The 16,154-nt window shown below is 56.3% G+C and carries 14 protein-coding genes; 9 read left to right on the top strand and 5 right to left on the bottom strand.

From position 1 onward, the window contains the following. The first annotated feature begins 115 nt into the window (after positions 1-115). From F5897_RS02110 to trpA, 6 genes are all read left to right on the top strand, one after another. Positions 116-1,540, top strand: a complete 1,425-nt coding sequence (locus F5897_RS02110) for a 2-oxo acid dehydrogenase subunit E2 (RefSeq protein ID WP_183304306.1) — start codon at positions 116-118, stop codon at positions 1,538-1,540. Between the two features lie 142 nt (positions 1,541-1,682). Further along, positions 1,683-2,462 (top strand): Sua5/YciO/YrdC/YwlC family protein, encoded by a 780-nt coding sequence (locus F5897_RS02105; RefSeq protein WP_183304305.1) that lies wholly within the window; start codon positions 1,683-1,685, stop codon positions 2,460-2,462. A 154-nt stretch (positions 2,463-2,616) separates the two neighbouring features. After that, positions 2,617-3,639 carry an anthranilate phosphoribosyltransferase gene (gene trpD, locus F5897_RS02100; protein WP_124824622.1) on the top strand — a complete coding sequence of 341 codons (1,023 nt, stop codon included), beginning with the start codon at positions 2,617-2,619 and terminating at the stop codon, positions 3,637-3,639. Then, positions 3,632-5,134, top strand: coding sequence for a bifunctional indole-3-glycerol-phosphate synthase TrpC/phosphoribosylanthranilate isomerase TrpF (gene trpCF, locus F5897_RS02095; RefSeq protein ID WP_183304304.1), 1,503 nt, complete (start codon positions 3,632-3,634; stop codon positions 5,132-5,134). Before trpD ends, trpCF begins: the two co-directional genes overlap by 8 nt. After that, positions 5,121-6,395, top strand: a complete 1,275-nt coding sequence (gene trpB, locus F5897_RS02090; protein ID WP_183304303.1) for a tryptophan synthase subunit beta — start codon at positions 5,121-5,123, stop codon at positions 6,393-6,395. Before trpCF ends, trpB begins: the two co-directional genes overlap by 14 nt. Beyond that, entirely contained in the window at positions 6,392-7,216 is an 825-nt protein-coding gene (gene trpA / locus F5897_RS02085) for a tryptophan synthase subunit alpha (protein ID WP_183304302.1), read from the top strand. The genes trpB and trpA overlap by 4 nt, the downstream gene beginning before the upstream one ends. Before the next feature lie 7 nt (positions 7,217-7,223). Here the strand turns inward: trpA and F5897_RS02080 are convergent, their stop codons facing one another. The 3 genes from F5897_RS02080 to F5897_RS02070 all read right to left on the bottom strand — a co-directional run bounded on the left by F5897_RS02080 (position 7,224) and on the right by F5897_RS02070 (position 10,754). Next, on the bottom strand, positions 7,224-7,871 hold the full coding sequence (locus F5897_RS02080) for an anthranilate synthase component II (RefSeq protein ID WP_183304301.1): 648 nt from the start codon (positions 7,869-7,871) through the stop codon (positions 7,224-7,226). Further along, positions 7,868-9,601: an anthranilate synthase component 1 gene (locus F5897_RS02075; RefSeq protein WP_221221242.1), complete on the bottom strand. Its 1,734-nt coding sequence runs from the start codon at positions 9,599-9,601 to the stop codon at positions 7,868-7,870. The genes F5897_RS02080 and F5897_RS02075 overlap by 4 nt, the downstream gene beginning before the upstream one ends. A 157-nt stretch (positions 9,602-9,758) precedes the next feature. Next, positions 9,759-10,754 carry a pseudouridine synthase gene (locus F5897_RS02070; protein WP_183304300.1) on the bottom strand — a complete coding sequence of 332 codons (996 nt, stop codon included), beginning with the start codon at positions 10,752-10,754 and terminating at the stop codon, positions 9,759-9,761. Positions 10,755-10,957: 203 nt separating this feature from the next. On the opposite strand from F5897_RS02070, the gene F5897_RS02065 reads away from it, so the two are divergent. From F5897_RS02065 to F5897_RS02055, 3 genes are read left to right on the top strand one after another with little or no spacing between them, the layout of a single operon-like run. Continuing rightward, a complete protein-coding gene (locus F5897_RS02065; protein WP_183304299.1) occupies positions 10,958-11,413 on the top strand; it encodes a lanthionine synthetase LanC family protein in 456 nt (151 codons plus the stop codon). Further along, a complete protein-coding gene (locus F5897_RS02060) occupies positions 11,406-12,035 on the top strand; it encodes an ABC transporter ATP-binding protein (RefSeq protein ID WP_183304298.1) in 630 nt (209 codons plus the stop codon). The genes F5897_RS02065 and F5897_RS02060 overlap by 8 nt, the downstream gene beginning before the upstream one ends. Beyond that, entirely contained in the window at positions 12,032-14,662 is a 2,631-nt protein-coding gene (locus F5897_RS02055; protein ID WP_183304297.1) for a hypothetical protein, read from the top strand. Before F5897_RS02060 ends, F5897_RS02055 begins: the two co-directional genes overlap by 4 nt. A 38-nt stretch (positions 14,663-14,700) precedes the next feature. Here the strand turns inward: F5897_RS02055 and F5897_RS02050 are convergent, their stop codons facing one another. Next, the gene (locus F5897_RS02050) at positions 14,701-15,501 is read right to left on the bottom strand and encodes a sulfite exporter TauE/SafE family protein (protein WP_183304296.1); all 801 of its coding nucleotides are present in this window, start codon (positions 15,499-15,501) and stop codon (positions 14,701-14,703) included. 44 nt (positions 15,502-15,545) lie between these two features. Further along, complete coding sequence (gene pyrE, locus F5897_RS02045; RefSeq protein ID WP_183304295.1) at positions 15,546-16,100, bottom strand: orotate phosphoribosyltransferase; 555 nt, start codon at positions 16,098-16,100, stop codon at positions 15,546-15,548. Between the last annotated feature and the right edge of the window lie 54 nt (positions 16,101-16,154).

The raw sequence follows: 16,154 nt of genomic DNA, 5'->3' as shown, positions 1-16,154 counted from the left end.
GTTTGTGGTTTCCGCGGGTTTTGCAACCGCTGGAAATGCGCAGACAAGGAAGCGAGCCGCACCGGCACCGCAGGGCAAGCGCAACAAAAGATTTGACTAGGAACAGGACAACATTGTGACTGAACAGGTGTTTAACCTCCCGGATGTGGGTGAGGGGCTGACTGAGGCTGAAATCGTGACCTGGCTGGTGCAGCCGGGCGATGAGGTCGAGCTGAACCAGACAATTTGCGAGATCGAAACCGCGAAAAGCTTGGTGGAACTCCCGAGCCCTTTCAGCGGTACGGTTGTGGAGTTGCTGGCGCAGGTGGGGCAGACCGTACCGGTTGGGGAGCCGCTGCTGCGGGTTGCTGCTGCGGGCTTGCCTGCTGATACAGGCGCTGCAGCTGCGGGTGCGGCCGGTGCTGAGGATTTTGCTGCTCAGGTGGATCCCGCCGTCGCTTCCTGCACTGCACCGGGTGCGGCGTGCGACGCTGCGGCCGGTGCTGGGGCCGACCCAGCTGCTGCTGCCGCTGCTGCGGCTGAGTCCGCGACTGATGCTGCCGCGACTGATGCCGCCGCGACTCCTGCGGCGCAGAACGCGGTGCTGGTGGGTTATGGCTCTGCCGGTGCCGCAAAGAGCCGCCGCCGCAGGGGCGGCGAGCCGCTGCTTACAAAGCCGGTGATTCCGGTTGCCGCGGCAACTCCGATTTTGGCGAAGCCGCCAATTAGGAAACTTGCAAAAGACCTCGGCGTTGACCTGGAAACCGTGATCGGCAGCGGTATCGCAGGCGAAATTCTCCGCGATGACGTGGTGCGTCACGCCAGTCAGGCAGCGGTGTTCCACAACCTGGAGACACCGGAGCCGCCAAGTGTGCGCGAAGAGCGGATTCCGGTGAAGGGGGTGCGTAAGCAGATTGCGCAGGCAATGAGCCGCAGCGCCTTCACCGCACCGCACGTTAGCGTTTTCACTGAAATCGATGCAACGCGCACCATGGAATACGTGAAGCGACTGAAAGCGTCACCCGACTTTGCCGGGGTTAAAGTGTCGCCGCTTTTGGTGATGGCGAAGGCGATTGTGTGGGCGGTGCGACGCAACCCGATTGTGAACTCCACCTTCACCGAAGAAGAAATTATTGTGCACAACTTCGTCAACCTCGGCATTGCCGCGGCAACTCCGCGCGGGCTGCTGGTGCCAAACATCAAAGACGCGCAAGACATGTCAATGCTGGAGCTGGCAGAGGCGATCCAGCAACTGACGATCACTGCGCGTGACGGCCGCACACAGCCCGCAGACATGGCAAACGGCACAATTACCGTCACTAACATTGGGGTGTTTGGGATGGACACCGGCACCCCTATTCTGAACCCGGGTGAGGTTGCGATTGTGGCGATGGGCACGATTAAGCAGAAGCCGTGGGTTGTGAACGGCGAGATTCTGCCGCGGATGGTGACAACCGTTGGGGGGTCTTTCGACCACCGTGTGGTTGATGGCGATGTGATCAGCCGTTTTGTTGCCGACGTTGCCTCGGTGCTGGAAGAGCCAGCATTGCTGCTTGATTAGCCGCTGTAAAACAGGCTGCGTCGCTGCTTTAGTGACTGTAGGAGCGGCGCAGAAAAGCCCTTTTGTTTCACGTGAAACACTGCGATTGCCCCGTGTTTTAGGGCTAGAATTAGAATATTCGCAAAGCAAATAAGGAGAAACGGTGAGCGCAAAGCGAGTTGCCTGGAACGGTGAGCTGACTCAGGAAGCTGTTGAGCTGCTTGACGAGGGTGGCAAGATTATTGTGAGCCCCACCAAGGTTGGCTACATCATTATGACCACTGATCTTGCTGGTCTAGAGCGGAAGTTCGACGTTAAAAACCGCAAGCGGAACAAACCGGGCGTGGTGCTGTGTGGCTCAATGGAGCAGCTTAAAGAGCTCGCAGAAATGACTCCGGAAATTGAAAAGTTTTATCAGCTGCACTGGGATCAGGACGTGCTGATGGGCTGCATCCTGCCGTGGAAGGAAGAGGCTAAAGCGAAGTACATTCCGGAGGGCGCAGCGGAGCTGATGACCGATGTGCGCGGCACCAGCTGCTTCGTGATTCGCTTCGGCACCCCGGGTGAGCAGATTGTGGCGGAGCGCTGGGAAAAGAGCCGGGCGCTGTCGTTTGCAAGCTCTGCAAACCCTTCCGGGCAGGGCAACCGTGGCCTTGTTGAGGGCATCGGTGAGCGCATCGAAAATGGTGTGGATCTGATTATCGAGGGTAATGACTACGTGGCGTCAATTCAGCCAGACGCAACCCCAGAAACCCGCTACGAGCAGGGTGTTATGGTGTCATTCGTTGATGAAGATGGCAAACTGGTGCCGGAACAGCACGGCGAACGAGACGTGACCCCGGCACCAATCTTGATTCGCAAGGGTGTTTACCTGCCGCAGATTCTGGAAAACCTGGCGGAATGCTTCAACAGCTGGGATTACCGACACGGCCACTACTACTAAACCGAAAGCAGGGAAGTAAACCTCACATACCCCGCTGTTATCAGGTGCAGCTGCTACCGATAAAAGCGGGGTATGCTGTATTTACCCTCTGGGTACTAACCCGTCAGGTGCGGTGCGCTGCCGCCGCGAGATAAACCACATAAGGATGTTTCACATGAAACAACACGATGCACAAACAGCTTTTGCCGAGTATCTCGACACAGCGGAGCCAACCGCGGCCCAAACACAGGCTGTTTTTACGCCGCTCACCATGGGCGAGTACGACGATATTCAGATTGCCGCGCTGCTGGCAACAGTGCGTGCCCGAGGGGAGCGTTACGAAGATATTTTGGGTGCAGCACGAGCTTTTATACACGCGGCACGGCCCTTTCCCATCACCGGATCCGGAGTGCTTGACACCGCGGGCACCGGCGGCGACCGCACCAACACCATTAACATTTCCACCGGAGCCTCGCTGATTACAGCAGCTGGGGGCTGCAGGGTGGTGAAGTGTGGCAACCGCTCAGTCAGCTCCAAAGCAGGCAGCGCTGACGTGCTGGAGGCACTGAACATTCCGCTGGATTTGAACCCCGAGCGCGCGGTGCGGCAGGTGCAAGCGAGCAACTTCACATTCCTCTTCGCGCCCGCATATCACCCGGCGGTGGCGCACGTAATGCCGGTGCGCCGCGCCCTCAAAGTACCAACAATTTTTAACACGCTGGGGCCAATCCTGTCACCAGCCCGCCCGCAACTGCAAATGATGGGGATCGCAAAACCCGAAATGGGGCTCACCATTGCGCGGGTTTTTGCAGAGCTGGGACGCACCCGGGCACTGGTGGTGCACGGCTCTGGAATGGACGAAATCGCGGTGCACGGCCCCACTAAAATCTGGGAACTGCGTGACGGCGAAATAACCCACTACGAGGTAACCCCGGAACAGCTTGGCATCGCAACCCACGCGCTCAGTGACCTGCGCGGCGGTGAAGCGGCACAAAACGCGCAGATTTTGCGCGAGGTATTCGCCGGGCGCGGCACCCGGGCGCAGCGGGAGGCGCTCGCCGTCTCGGCGGGCGCAATGTTTTATCTGCATGACCGGGCAGAAAGCATCGCCGCGGGCACTGCGAGGGCACTGGATTTGCTCGCGGCCGGCACCGTAAACGAGTGGCTGCAAACTCACGAGGAGGCACACTATGGCTAAAACCGTCCCCACCGTGCTCGAAAAAATCGTGTCCCGCCGCCGCACTCATTTGCCAGCGCTGCGACAGCAGCTGGCGCACGTTACCGCCGCTAGCCTGCAACCGAGTCAGCGCAGCCTCGCTGCCAGTATTCGCGGCAGTGTGGGCTCCGCTTTTATCATGGAGTGCAAGGCCGCTTCACCGTCGCTTGGCACGATCCGCACCGCATATAACCCCGCAGAGATCGCGGCTGTGTATTCGCGGTATGCGGCGGGCATCTCGGTGCTGTGCGAGCCGGAGTTCTTTAACGGTCACTATGACCATTTGGCGACGGTTGCGGCAACAACCCACTTACCGGTGTTGTGCAAAGACTTTATTGTTGATCCGGTGCAGGTGCTGGCGGCGCGCTACTACGGCGCAGACGCAATCTTGTTGATGCTCTCGGTGCTTGATGATGCCGCATATCAGGAGCTTGCGATGCTCGCGGCGCAGCTGCAGCTAGATGTTTTGACCGAGGTGATTGACGCTGCTGAGGTGGCTCGGGCGGTGCGGCTCGGCGCGCAGATTGTTGGCATTAATCACCGTAACCTGCATGATCTCAGCATTGATTTAAACCGCTCTGCTAGATTGGCGGCGCTGCTTCCGCCGGAGGTGCTGGTGGTGAGCGAATCTGGCATTAAAGATCACGTCACAGTGCGCCAGCTCGCCGCGCACTCGGATGGCTTCTTGGTGGGGTCGCATCTGAGCGGGCAGGAAGATGTGGATCACGCCGCCCGGGAGCTGCTTTACGGCTCTGTAAAGGTGTGCGGGCTTACCAGCGCGCGGCAGGCACAGGCCGCAGCGGCGCTGGGCGCGAGCTACGGCGGAGTGATTTTGGAGCCGGCGAGCCCGAGGAATGTTTCACGTGAAACAGCATCCTCGATTATCGCGGCTGCTCCGGGGTTAAAAATGGTTGCGGTGAGTCGGCGTCGTCAGGGGTGGGAAGAACTTGCCGAGCTGCCGGGCTTGTTTGCAATCCAGGTGCATACCCCGTGGCAAGGCAGCCTTGCGGCAGAGATAGAGCTGCTGCAGGAACTGCGCGATTTAATAGCCCGTACTGGTAATACCAAGAAAGCTGGTGCGCCGCTGCAACTGTGGCGGGCGGTGAATATGCAGGATGCTGCGCAGGTTGAGCACCTGGTAGAAATTGCTGCCGCTGTAGATAAGGTGGTGCTAGACAACGGTGCCGGCGGCACCGGGGAAAGTTTTGACTGGGGCAAAATCCCCGCGGCGGTGAAAGCTAAGGCACTCTTGGCAGGTGGCATCGGGCCCGGGAACGTAATCGCAGCAACCGCTGTAGGAGCGTGGGGAATAGACCTGAATTCCGGGTTGGAATATCGTGAAACAACCACCTCACAGCCCGAAAAAGACCCGCATGTGATGGCGGAGACTTTGCGGCTGCTGCGCGCTGCTGGCGGCAGCGTGGATCCACAATTAACAGATTTCTTTGGGGAACGGAACACAGATGACACAGTCTGAAAACACAAACCGCGGCAGCGCTGACGGTGTGCAGAGCACCCTGCTGCCGGCATATTTCGGGGAGTTTGGCGGGCAGTACGTGCCAGAATCGCTGATTCCGGCGCTTGACCAGCTGGAGCAAGCTTTCGTGGAGGCAATGGCTGACCCGAGTTTTCACGCTGAGCTCAACGGCTACCTTAGAGACTATCTGGGCCGCCCAACACCGCTGACGGAGTGCGCACAGTTACCGCTGCCCGGCCACGGCCGCGGCTACGCCCGTATTTTCCTGAAGCGAGAAGATCTGGTGCATGGTGGCGCGCACAAAACAAATCAGGTGCTGGGGCAGGCGCTGCTCGCTAAAAGAATGGGCAAAACTCGCATTATCGCAGAGACCGGAGCAGGCCAACACGGCACCGCAACCGCGCTCGCCTGCGCCCTGTTGGGGCTGGAATGCGTTATCTACATGGGAGCCAAAGACGCTCGGCGACAGGCTCTTAATGTGTACCGCATGGAGTTGATGGGTGCACGGGTAGTGCCGGTTGATGCCGGCAGCGGCACCCTGAAAGACGCGGTGAATGAGGCGCTGCGCGACTGGACCGCAACTTTTCACGAATCGCACTACCTGCTTGGCACCGCCGCCGGGCCACACCCTTTCCCGACAATTGTGAAAGAGTTTCACCGGGTGATTTCGCGCGAGGCAAAAGCGCAGCTGGCGGAGCGCATTGGCGGCCTGCCAGACACGGTTGTGGCGAGTGTGGGGGGTGGATCCAACGCCATCGGAATTTTTGCAGAGTTTATTGACGAACCCGCAGTCGCCCTGGTTGGCGTGGAACCCGGCGGCGAAGGCCTCGAAAGCGGGCACCACGGTGCAACTATCTCATACGGGCAGGTGGGAATTCTGCACGGGGCTCGCAGCTACCTGATGCGCACCCCGGAGGGTCAAGTGGCGGAGTCACATTCCGTCTCCGCGGGTCTTGATTACCCCGGAGTGGGACCAGAACACTCTCACCTGGCGAAAACTGGTCGCGCAAAATATGTTGCTGTGACCGACGCTGAGGCGCTCAGCGCGTTTCAGCTGCTGGCACGATACGAGGGCATTGTGCCGGCGCTGGAGTCTGCCCATGCGGTTGCTTACGCTCTGCAGCTGGCAGAACAGGCAGCACAGCGGCAGGAACACACCACGATTTTAGTGAACCTGTCAGGGCGCGGCGATAAAGACGTCAGCCAAGTGGCGCAGCTGCTTGAGTCGCAGCCAACTTCAACCGCAAAGGAGCACCAATGAGTACCCGCTACGACACCATGTTTCAGCGGCTTACCGCAGAAAACTGCGGCGCTTTTGTGCCGTTTTTGATGCTCGGTGACCCCACCGCCGAACTGTCTTTGGAAATTGTGCGGACCGTGGTGGCAGCCGGAGCTGACGCGCTAGAGCTGGGAGTTGCCTTTTCTGACCCGGTGGCAGACGGCCCCACCATCGCCAAATCACACGTGAGAGCGCTCACCCAGGGCATCACAGTTAAGCGCTCGCTGCAGCTGGTGCGACAGATTCGGGAAGAGTTTCCAGACATCCCAATCGGAATGCTGGTTTACGGCAACGTTGCTTTCGCGCGCGGTATTGCAGAGTTTTACCGGGATTTCAAAGCAGCCGGAGCAGACTCAATTTTGATTCCTGATGTGCCGGTGCGAGAGAGCGCCTCGTTTGTGACCGCAGCAGCAGCAGCCGACATCGCTCCGATTTTTATTGCTCCGCCGCAGGCGAGCGAGCAGACACTTGCTGGGGTGGCAGCGCACTCCCGCGGGTACATCTATGGGGTCTCGCGAGACGGTGTGACCGGCACCGAGCGGGAAGCCCGCACCACCGGACTTGCCGCAACCGTGCAGAACATTAAGCGTTTCGGGGGAGCGCCGCTGCTTTTAGGCTTCGGAATTTCGACACCGCAACACGTATCGGATGCGCTCGCGGCGGGTGCGGCAGGGGCAATTACCGGTTCTGCCATTACCGCTATTATTGAACAGCACGCCGAGGAAGCTACGTTACTGCCTAAAATCGCAAACTTTGTGGCGCAGATGAAAGCCGCCACCAAGCTCACCGCAGCGCCTGAGTGATTATGGTTTAGGCACCGCCGCGGGAGGAAGCTGCCGTGAGCATGGCGATAGCCCGATCGAGCATCACCGGCCCGGCCGGGCTTAAAACGCTCTCCGGGTGATACTGCAGTCCCAGTGCCATTTGGTCAGTGGTGCTCGCCGCCATCACCACCTCGCCGACTGCGGTCGCAGTGTAGCCCAGCGGCACCAGCTGTGACGGGGTTTCATCCAGGGTGCAGCCGAGCGAGTGATAACGCGCTACCGGCACCAGGCGCCCAGCGGTGGTAGCATCCGGGGCCGCGTCGACGGTCAAACCCTGAAACAGCTCAGCCGCCATCCCCGCCGGGGTTAAGGTCATGTTGTCTGTGACCCCGTGCACCGGACCAACCGGGCGGACTGATCCACCAAAATGCTCCAACAGCGCCTGAAACCCGAGGCAGATCCCTAAAATAGGGATTTTGCCGAGCACGGCGGCGACAAGCTCCATCATGTTGCCGGCCGTTGCGGGGTGTCCAGGCCCGGGAGAGAGGCAAATCAGGTCAGGTTTCGCGGCAAGCACCTCAGCAACGCTGACAGTGTTGCGCAGCACCGTGGTGCGATAACCGCCCACCGCGAAAGTGTCAACCAGATTGTAAACAAAAGAGTCTTGGTTGTCGATAAGCACCACGTGAGTCATCGTATAATCTCCAAGGTTTTCGCTTGTGACGCGGCAATTGCGTGCAGCACCGCGTAAGCCTTGTGCACGGTCTCATCAGCCTCTGCCTGCGGTGCGGAATCACGCACCACTCCGGCGCCGGCCTGCACGATAGCGGAGCCCCGCTGCACCAGCGCGCTACGAATCACAATAGCGGTGTCAAAGGTGCCATCACCACGAATATAGCCAACCGCCCCGCCGTAAGAACCGCGACGAGTGCCCTCTAATTCACGGATCAGCTCCATCGCCTTCAGCTTCGGAGCGCCGGTCAGAGTGCCCATGTTCATGCACGCGCGATAGGCGTCAAGCGCATCAAAATCGGGGTGTAGCGTGGCTGTGACACGGCTGACGAGGTGCATCACCCGCGAATAGCGATCCACCTGCAGCAAATCAGCAACTTTGCGAGTTTTTGGCACCGCAACCCGGGCCAGATCATTGCGGGCCAGGTCAACTAGCATAGTGTGCTCCGCGAGCTCTTTTGCGTCGGTGCGCATCGCCAGTTCGGCGCGGATATCAAGCTCGTGATTAATGCTGCCGTCAGGGTTCAGCCCGCGCGGCCGGGTGCCGGCGATAGGGTAGAGCTGCACGCTGCGATCTGTCGGGTCAAACTTTAGATTCGACTCTGGGGATGCGCCAAACAGCTCAAACCCAGTGGCGGCTGCAGCCGCGGCGGTCGTGGCGGTGTCACCACTCGTGGCGTCCGTGTCGATTGCGCCAGTGTCACTGATACTGTGCGAGCGCAGGTAAAACATGTACGGGCTGGGGTTAGAGCGCTTTAGCTCCAAATATGCAGCAAAAGCGTCAGGGCAGGCAATCTCGAAACCGCGTGCCGGCACCACCTGATAGGCGTTGCCGATGCGAATCTGCTCCTGCATCTGTCGCACCTGATCGCAGAAGACAGCATCGCTTGTGAGAGCGGTAGCTGTAATCACGCCCGGGGATTGCAGCACAGTTGCATTCTGTACAGCCGCCGCCGGATCCACCCCCTCCGCAGCTCCAGGGGCCGCCGACTCTGCCGCGGTTGCTGTTGCAGCAGCAAGCTGCCACCACTCACCCTGCAACGCGGCGGCAATCTCAGCCAGCTGGGCGGCAGTATCAGCCACGTCAAACCCTAAAACCTCGACCGTTGCCTGTTGGGTTAGATGATCCACCGCCAACAGCTGCTGTGCCACCACAAACTGGTAATCAGGATAGCTATTTGGTCCCGCCGCAACCTGCGGCAACTGCTCAAAGCTCGCAACGTAATCAAAGGCAAAACCGCCGCCGAGCAGCGGTAACCGCGACCCACTGTAAGGCGCTCGCTGATACAGCGCCCGCACAATCTCAATGTTGCTCAGGGCCAGCAGCCGTTGCCGCTCATCAATGTGATGCGGGGGGTGAATCATAAACCGCGCACCGCTTAACCCGCCTTCTGACAGGGCGTGCTGCGACACTGTAACCGCGGGGTTATGCGCAAACTGTGCCACTAAATCAGCGAGCAAAACCTCGCCGACAGCGGTGAGCGCGATAACCTCCACGGTTTGCACTGAGCAGGTAACGCGCAGGCACGCCTGAATAATTGCGAGGCTGTTAGTGCTCGCCTTGGAGGTGATGTCAGCGCTTTCGAGCAGCACCGTGTCGTCACGGCTGGTGCCACCGAGCCCGGCAAACATCGCGGCAGCGTCATGATAGTAGGGAATAGCTGCCTGGCTGGTGTGCAATTTGTGAGCCACCGTGCGCTCCTCGCCATCCGCAGGCGCAAACACCGGCGGAATCAGATCAGATTAATCGTTGATTTCCTAATAATACTCTGCCTTGCATAAAGATGTGCAACCTTAAACGCGCAAGCAGCGCGGTCAGCAAACGAGGCCCTTGGCTGACAGCCGCTGATCACAGCCTGATGGTGACGGCCTCACCAGTTTGTGGGTCTGTGAAATCGAGTCCGGTCGCGGTTAGCTGCAGGCTGGTGGTGCCGGCGGGGGGCTGATCCACCTCGAAAGGTGCCGCATTAAAGCCCTGATACAGCGGATCGCCCACGAGCGGGATGCCGAGCGCCGCGAAATGCAATCGAATCTGGTGAGTTTTGCCGGTGTGCGGTGTCACCTCATAGGCCACAAACTCGCGCCCCGCAAGCCGCACCCGCGCAGCGGTTGGCCTGAGATAGGTGAGTGCGTTCGGCTCCCCGGGCACAATTTGCGCCGCCATCACCCCGTGCTCCTTTTCAATGCGGCTAGTGACCCGCACCCATCCCGGTTTTTCTGGCGGGTCAGTTAAAACTGTTAGCGGAGTGTGCAGCGGGTGTGCCACAAATTTTAGGGGCAGTGGATCAGCCACCGCCTGATAGGTTTTCTGCACCTCGCGGCGCGCAAACATTTCTTGATATGCGCCGCGCAATTCACGGCGTGCGGTGAATAGCAGTAGCCCGCCGGTGGCGCGGTCGAGCCGGTGCGCCGGCGTCAAATCAGGATTGTTTAGCTGGCGGCGCAGCGCAACGGTGACGGTGCGCGCCACGTAAGCGCCGCGCGGCATCGTGGCCAGGCCTTGCGGTTTATTAACAACCAGCCAGCCATCGCCCTGATGCACGATCGGGATTTCGGGCAGATTGCCGTCTTCATCAGCAGCTTTGCGATACATGAAAACGGGGCGCTGCAGCACTGATGCCGGGGTATCCCAGGTGAGTTTTTCGCCGGCTGCGGTCAGCACATCGCCGTGCGCGAAAGCGGCTTCGAGCTCAGCCACGGTAAGTTTTGGAACGTTTGCGCAGATCCACGCCCCAAGTGACATTTCTAGGGCGCGTGCTTCAGAAATTTTTAGTTTGCGGCCTACTCGCATGGGGTGCAGGCCGCCGCGCGCGGGGAGGGGCTGAGGCTTTAAGCTCTGTGTCATATGTTTTATGCTGATTAGTGAATTTTTTAAGGTTTTTTATTGAGCTTGTAGTTTTGTGGGGTGTATGATTAAGTCAATTTAAGCACGGTGCTTAAATTTTATGATATTCAAAGGAGGGTATCGTGAACACCGCATTGTTAGAGAAAGAGCAGCCTGCGATGGTGGAGCTGTAAAGATAAACAGCAAAAATTGATTACCGAAGCGTGGGAATCGCAAAATCTTTATACGATGATGCTCAGCAAAAATGGCGCAGATCAGCCAAAGGTAATCTGCTAAATATGTCTGCGTGGTGCCACGGTTCTGAAGGTGGGTCTGAATCACTCCAGCCGATAGCAGAACTTATTGGAGGTACGGCGCATCATTTCTATCTAAGAGAGACAGAATCTGTGTTAGCTGAGGATTTGCCAGAAGATTTAACAGTTTGCCATGGGTTATCTGGGAGGTTGTTAGCGTTGTTTAACACAGATAGCCCCGCATTTGTTGAGGGTAAAGAAGTTCTTAAGAACTGTTTGAGTGCTTTGGTTGATTCTGATTTATGTCTGAGTGATGGTTTTATGGTTGGCCGTGCCGGAGTGCTTTTTGCGGCATCGAAAATTTTGTTAGGTGCCGATGTTGGTAATCCTTTGTTCTGCGAGTTGAAAGGTTATTGCAATGAGTGAAGCGTTACTCCAATTAAGAGATGTTTGCATTAAGTATAAGCAGCAAGATCATGAGCAGGAGATTGTATCTGATTTGAATCTTGACGTTGCGCCTGGCGAGGTTGTGGTTTTGTCGGGCCGCAGCGGCTCTGGGAAGTCATCACTGTTGAATATTTTATACGGGTTTCAGAAACCGACCTCCGGAACCGTTTCTTGGTACGGAGATGATGTTGCGGGTTTGTCTGAGAGTAAAAGGCAGACTATGCGCCGTGAAAAATTTGGTGTGTGTTCGCAGGAGGTGCAGGTTTTAGATAGTCTTACTGCGCTGCAGAATGTGAAGTTGGGGGGCGCTGACGAGACCGCAGCCAAAGAGTATTTGGGTGCGCTGGGGTTAGGCGGGCGAGAAAAATCTTTGGTTAAAGTAATGTCTGGCGGGGAGCGGCAGCGAGTGCAGGTTGCGAGAGCTTTAGCTAAGCAGGCGGAAATACTAATTCTAGATGAGCCAACTTCAGCGCTTGATATTGTTGCGGCACAAGCAGTAGCTGGTTTATTAGAGGAAGCTAAGGCGCGTGGTGTTGCGATTGTGTTGGGTACGCATGATGAGGTGTTGTTGCGGATTGCTGACAGGGTGGTGAGGCTGTGAGTAAGAGTGTTGCGCCGAAGCAGATACGTGTTTTGACTGTGGCTTTGCTTGTGGTGGCGTTGTTGTTGCCGGGGGTGCAGTTGTTGGTGCGGGGTGCTAATTCTGTTACTGATGAGGTGCTTGAGGGTAATTGGCGTGGTGCTTTTGATATTTTGGTGACTGATAAAGAGTTTGAGGAGCGGGTGTCTCCTGGGCGGAATGAGTTTGATTTAGCGTTTTTGGATCCGAATTATGGTGGTGTTGCGGCTCCTGTGATTTCGAGGGAGAAGGTTGCGGAGGTTGCTGGTGTTGCGGGTGTGGAGGTTGCTGCGCCTTTGGGTTATGTGGGGACACAGATCGACCCGTTGCGACCTTATCATGTCATAATTCCATGGCAAGAATTTGAGGTTGAGAAAAAACGAACTTTTCGTTTGACTAGTGTGGCGACGAGTTCGGATGGTATTACTGAGCGGGTAGAGCGTAAAACAACCAATATTTTTGAGATTGACGTCACTGAATGGAACGGGAAATATGGCAACGTAAATTTCGGTAGCGAAGGCGCAGGTATTGAAGCAATTTGGACCAACTATAAACGCGAAGCAGCCTGGTATGCCCGCCCAGAAGGCGTAGGGCTGCTATTTCTGCAATTGCCCACTGCCACTACTTCAATCGCGGCTGTTGATCCGGTTGCTGAAATAAAACTCTTGGGTGAGGGAAGTGAGTTTACGCAGTCATTACAGCGGTTGCAGCAAGCTGAGGATATTTTTACTGTGAATGGTGCTGTGTCTGCGGCGGATTATGAGGCTTGGAGTAAGGCGCATCCCGCGGCTGCGCAGCAACTAGATCAATTCCCCGGGGTAAAGCAACTGCAGGATTTTGCCAGGCTTGGCTATTACGGGTTTGAGAGTGAGCTGGTGCCTTATATTCATAGTAATAAGGCGTATCCGGCAAACTATATTAAAACCAAGTTTGAGCGGAAAAATGATGATGATGAATATGTTGAAATCGGCGAAACAGAAATAGACCTCTCGGAGTCATATTTACCATTCGGTGTATTCGGTGCGGATATTGTTTTTCCAGGTTCAAGCGTAGAAACTGAAAATTATCATGGAATCACCGATTTACTTGGCTTTGCAGGAATAGAAGCTGGTGCTTTAACTCTAAAACCTCGTGTGGATGAGAATGGTGCCCCGGGTTTTGAAGTAGTGCCAAAACAAATCACGAACATAATGGAAAAAGCACCCGATTATAAACCAACGGGGGAGCTAATTGGTGATGTGCGTGATTATCGCAGTGCAGAGGAAATTGACTTAAAAGTAGGTACTAGGTTTGCTCCTGGTGTTGCTCCGTATGCTGTTGGTAGTTATGAACCGGTGACTAAGACTGTGGCTGATGTGTATACGCCGTTGGGGTTGTACGAGAACACTCCGGTGGTGACGAGGGATGGTAAGACTTTAGCGCCTTCTCGTACTGGTGCGGGTCTGGTGTTGGAGTCGGCTGATGCTATTGTGTCTTTGAGCACTGCTGAGAAGTTGGTTGAGGGTGATTTTGTTACGTCTGTGCGGGTGCGGGTTGCTGGGTTAGAGGGGTTGTCTAGGGAGGCTGCGCAGGTTGAGATTGATAAGGTTGCGCAGCGGATTCGTGCTTTGGGTTTGGGTGCGAAAGTGGTGGTTGGTGCGAGTCAGCAGGAGGTGTCTTTTTGGGTGCCGGGTTATGTTTTCGGCACTTCGGATCCTGAGGGGTTGCAGGAGATTAGAGATCTTGGGTGGGTGACTCAAACTTTTACTGTTTTGGGTGCTGACCAGTGGACTGCTGCGACAACGGCTGCGGTTGTAAGTTCCGCAGGAATTATTTTGCTTGCTCTTGTGGTGTTGGGGCTGGTGGTGATTATGTTGTTGGTGCGGCCAGGGCGGGTGCGGGCACAAACCCTGTTGCGCAGTCTTGGGTATAACGGTGTGCAGCGTATGAGCTGGGCGTTACGGGAAAGCTGGTTGGGGCTTGTGTGTCTCGTGATAGGGGCTGTCGCCAGTGTAGTGTTGAGCGTTGCGGCGACCAGGGTGCAGACCATGCTGGTTGTAGGTGCGGTGTTGTTAGCGGTGTTGTTGGCGATACCTTTTACACGCAGTAATAAGCAGCGGTTGCCGAGTAAGTTTGGGTCGCGGCGTACTATCACTGGGATTTCAATATTGGAGAGCGTGATAGCTGCAGTGTGTGGGGTGATTATTTTTGTTCTCGTGCAGGTTGCTATTTGGTTTTGGGAGACTGGTTCTAAGTTGAGTCTGTCGCGGTTGGTGTTGGAGTCTTTGTTGCCGTTGGCGGTAATGGTTTTGGTGGTGTTAGCGTTTCTTGTTTATCTGCAGTTTGTTGCTGCTGGTTTTTATCAGCGGATTTTGCAGGCGCGGGTGGTTTTTGCGTATGAGATGTTGGCGCAGCCGCAGTGGCGGGTTATGTTGCGGCAGGTGTTGTTGTTGGTGGCGCGTTTTGTGTTGGTTGTGGTGTTGTTGGGTGTGGCTGCGTGGTATGGGTTGCAGTGGGTGGAGCCGGAGTTTGGGGCGTTGTTGGCTGTTGTGGTGTGGTTGGTTGCTTGGTTGTTGGTTAGAGTGGTTGCGGTATGGCGGATGGCACCAGCGAAAAAATTAAACCATTAGTGAAATAAGCCACTAAAAATATTGCGCCCAGCAGGCAATCAATCAGCATCCGCTGTCGGACGCAGCAGCCGCCGTAGATACTGCGTAGCAATCACCGCTAAAAAAACAGAGAACAGTGCATTAGAAATAAACGGTGTCATTAGTACCGCTAACTGCACACTAAAAGGCGTTATCATCGCCGCGGTCAAACCAATTGTAAGCGCAGTACGAGACTCTACCAACTTGGCACGCAGGTGTTTTATAGCAGCAGTTGTAGAACCGACAATAACCATTAACAAGGAGCTTCCTTTAGCAGCTAAATCACTCGCTCCATAGCCTGCAATTAAAACCGGAATTGCTAAAATCCCGCCCCCGACGCCAAGCAGAGACATAGCAATGCCTGGGATAAGCCCAAAACCAATAAGTGAAATGAATACCAGAGATGACATCTCCAGCTGTGCACCGCGCACCGGGACAACAACCCAGAGCAGAATTATTGCGGCAAGTAAGAAACAGAGAAATAACCACTCCAAGGTGCGCAAACTTAAACGATGCAGCAGTCTGGTTCCAAGTTGCGCACCCAATATCATGCCCAGCGCTAATGCCAAACCCACAGAGAAATCAACGGCGCCGTGTAAACCATAACTGATAACTCCGGTAACAGCGGTGGGTAAAAGCGCAAGGGTGCTTGTAGCAGCTGCCTGGCGTTGATTGAAACCCATGAGCAACACCAACGCAGGTACAATAATGACACCGCCGCCAAGCCCGAAAAGACCACCAAAAAGGCCCGCGATTGCCCCGATTCCGAGCAGTTTTAAAAAGTCACCACCTTTAAAACCCGGATGCTGCTTAGCAGACAAGACTGACTCCTTAGATAATTGGGGTGGCAGCCCAAAGAAGAAAACTATTGCGGGTCAAGCCCGAGATCGCTGAGCCCGATGGCGTAGCGATACTCGTACCCGGCCTCCTCAATGCGGGCCTTAGCAGGCGCCTGGCGATCCACCACAACTGCAACGCCGGCGACAATCGCCCCCACCTTTTCGAGCGCCTCGATAGCTTTCAGCGGGGAGCCTCCCGTGGTTGAAGTATCTTCGACCACAATCACACGCTTGCCCGCAAGCTCGGGGCCCTCAACCTGTTTGCCACGGCCGTGATCTTTCGGCTCCTTGCGCACTACGAAAGCATCATAGGTCTTACCGCGTGAGGCCCCCTGGTGCAGAATCGCTGAGGCAATTGGGTCGGCGCCCATAGTGAGACCTCCGACCGCGACAACACCATCGATATCGGCAATCAAATCAAGCATAACCTGCCCAATAAGCGGAGCCGCGCGGTGATCAAGCGACAGCTTACGCAAATCAATGTAATAGGTAGCTTTTTTACCGCTGGTGAGAGTGAAATCACCGTGGAAAACAGCCCCAGACTTAATCAGTTCAATGAGTTCTTCGCGCGCATTAGACATAGTTTTATTCTACCGTTTTCGCAGGGTAAATTGACCCGCTGTGTGTGCGTCGCG

It is taken from the genome of Canibacter oris, assembly GCF_014197205.1.
Classification (GTDB): domain Bacteria; phylum Actinomycetota; class Actinomycetes; order Actinomycetales; family Microbacteriaceae; genus Canibacter; species Canibacter oris.
This window is presented reverse-complemented; position numbering and strand designations above follow the sequence as displayed.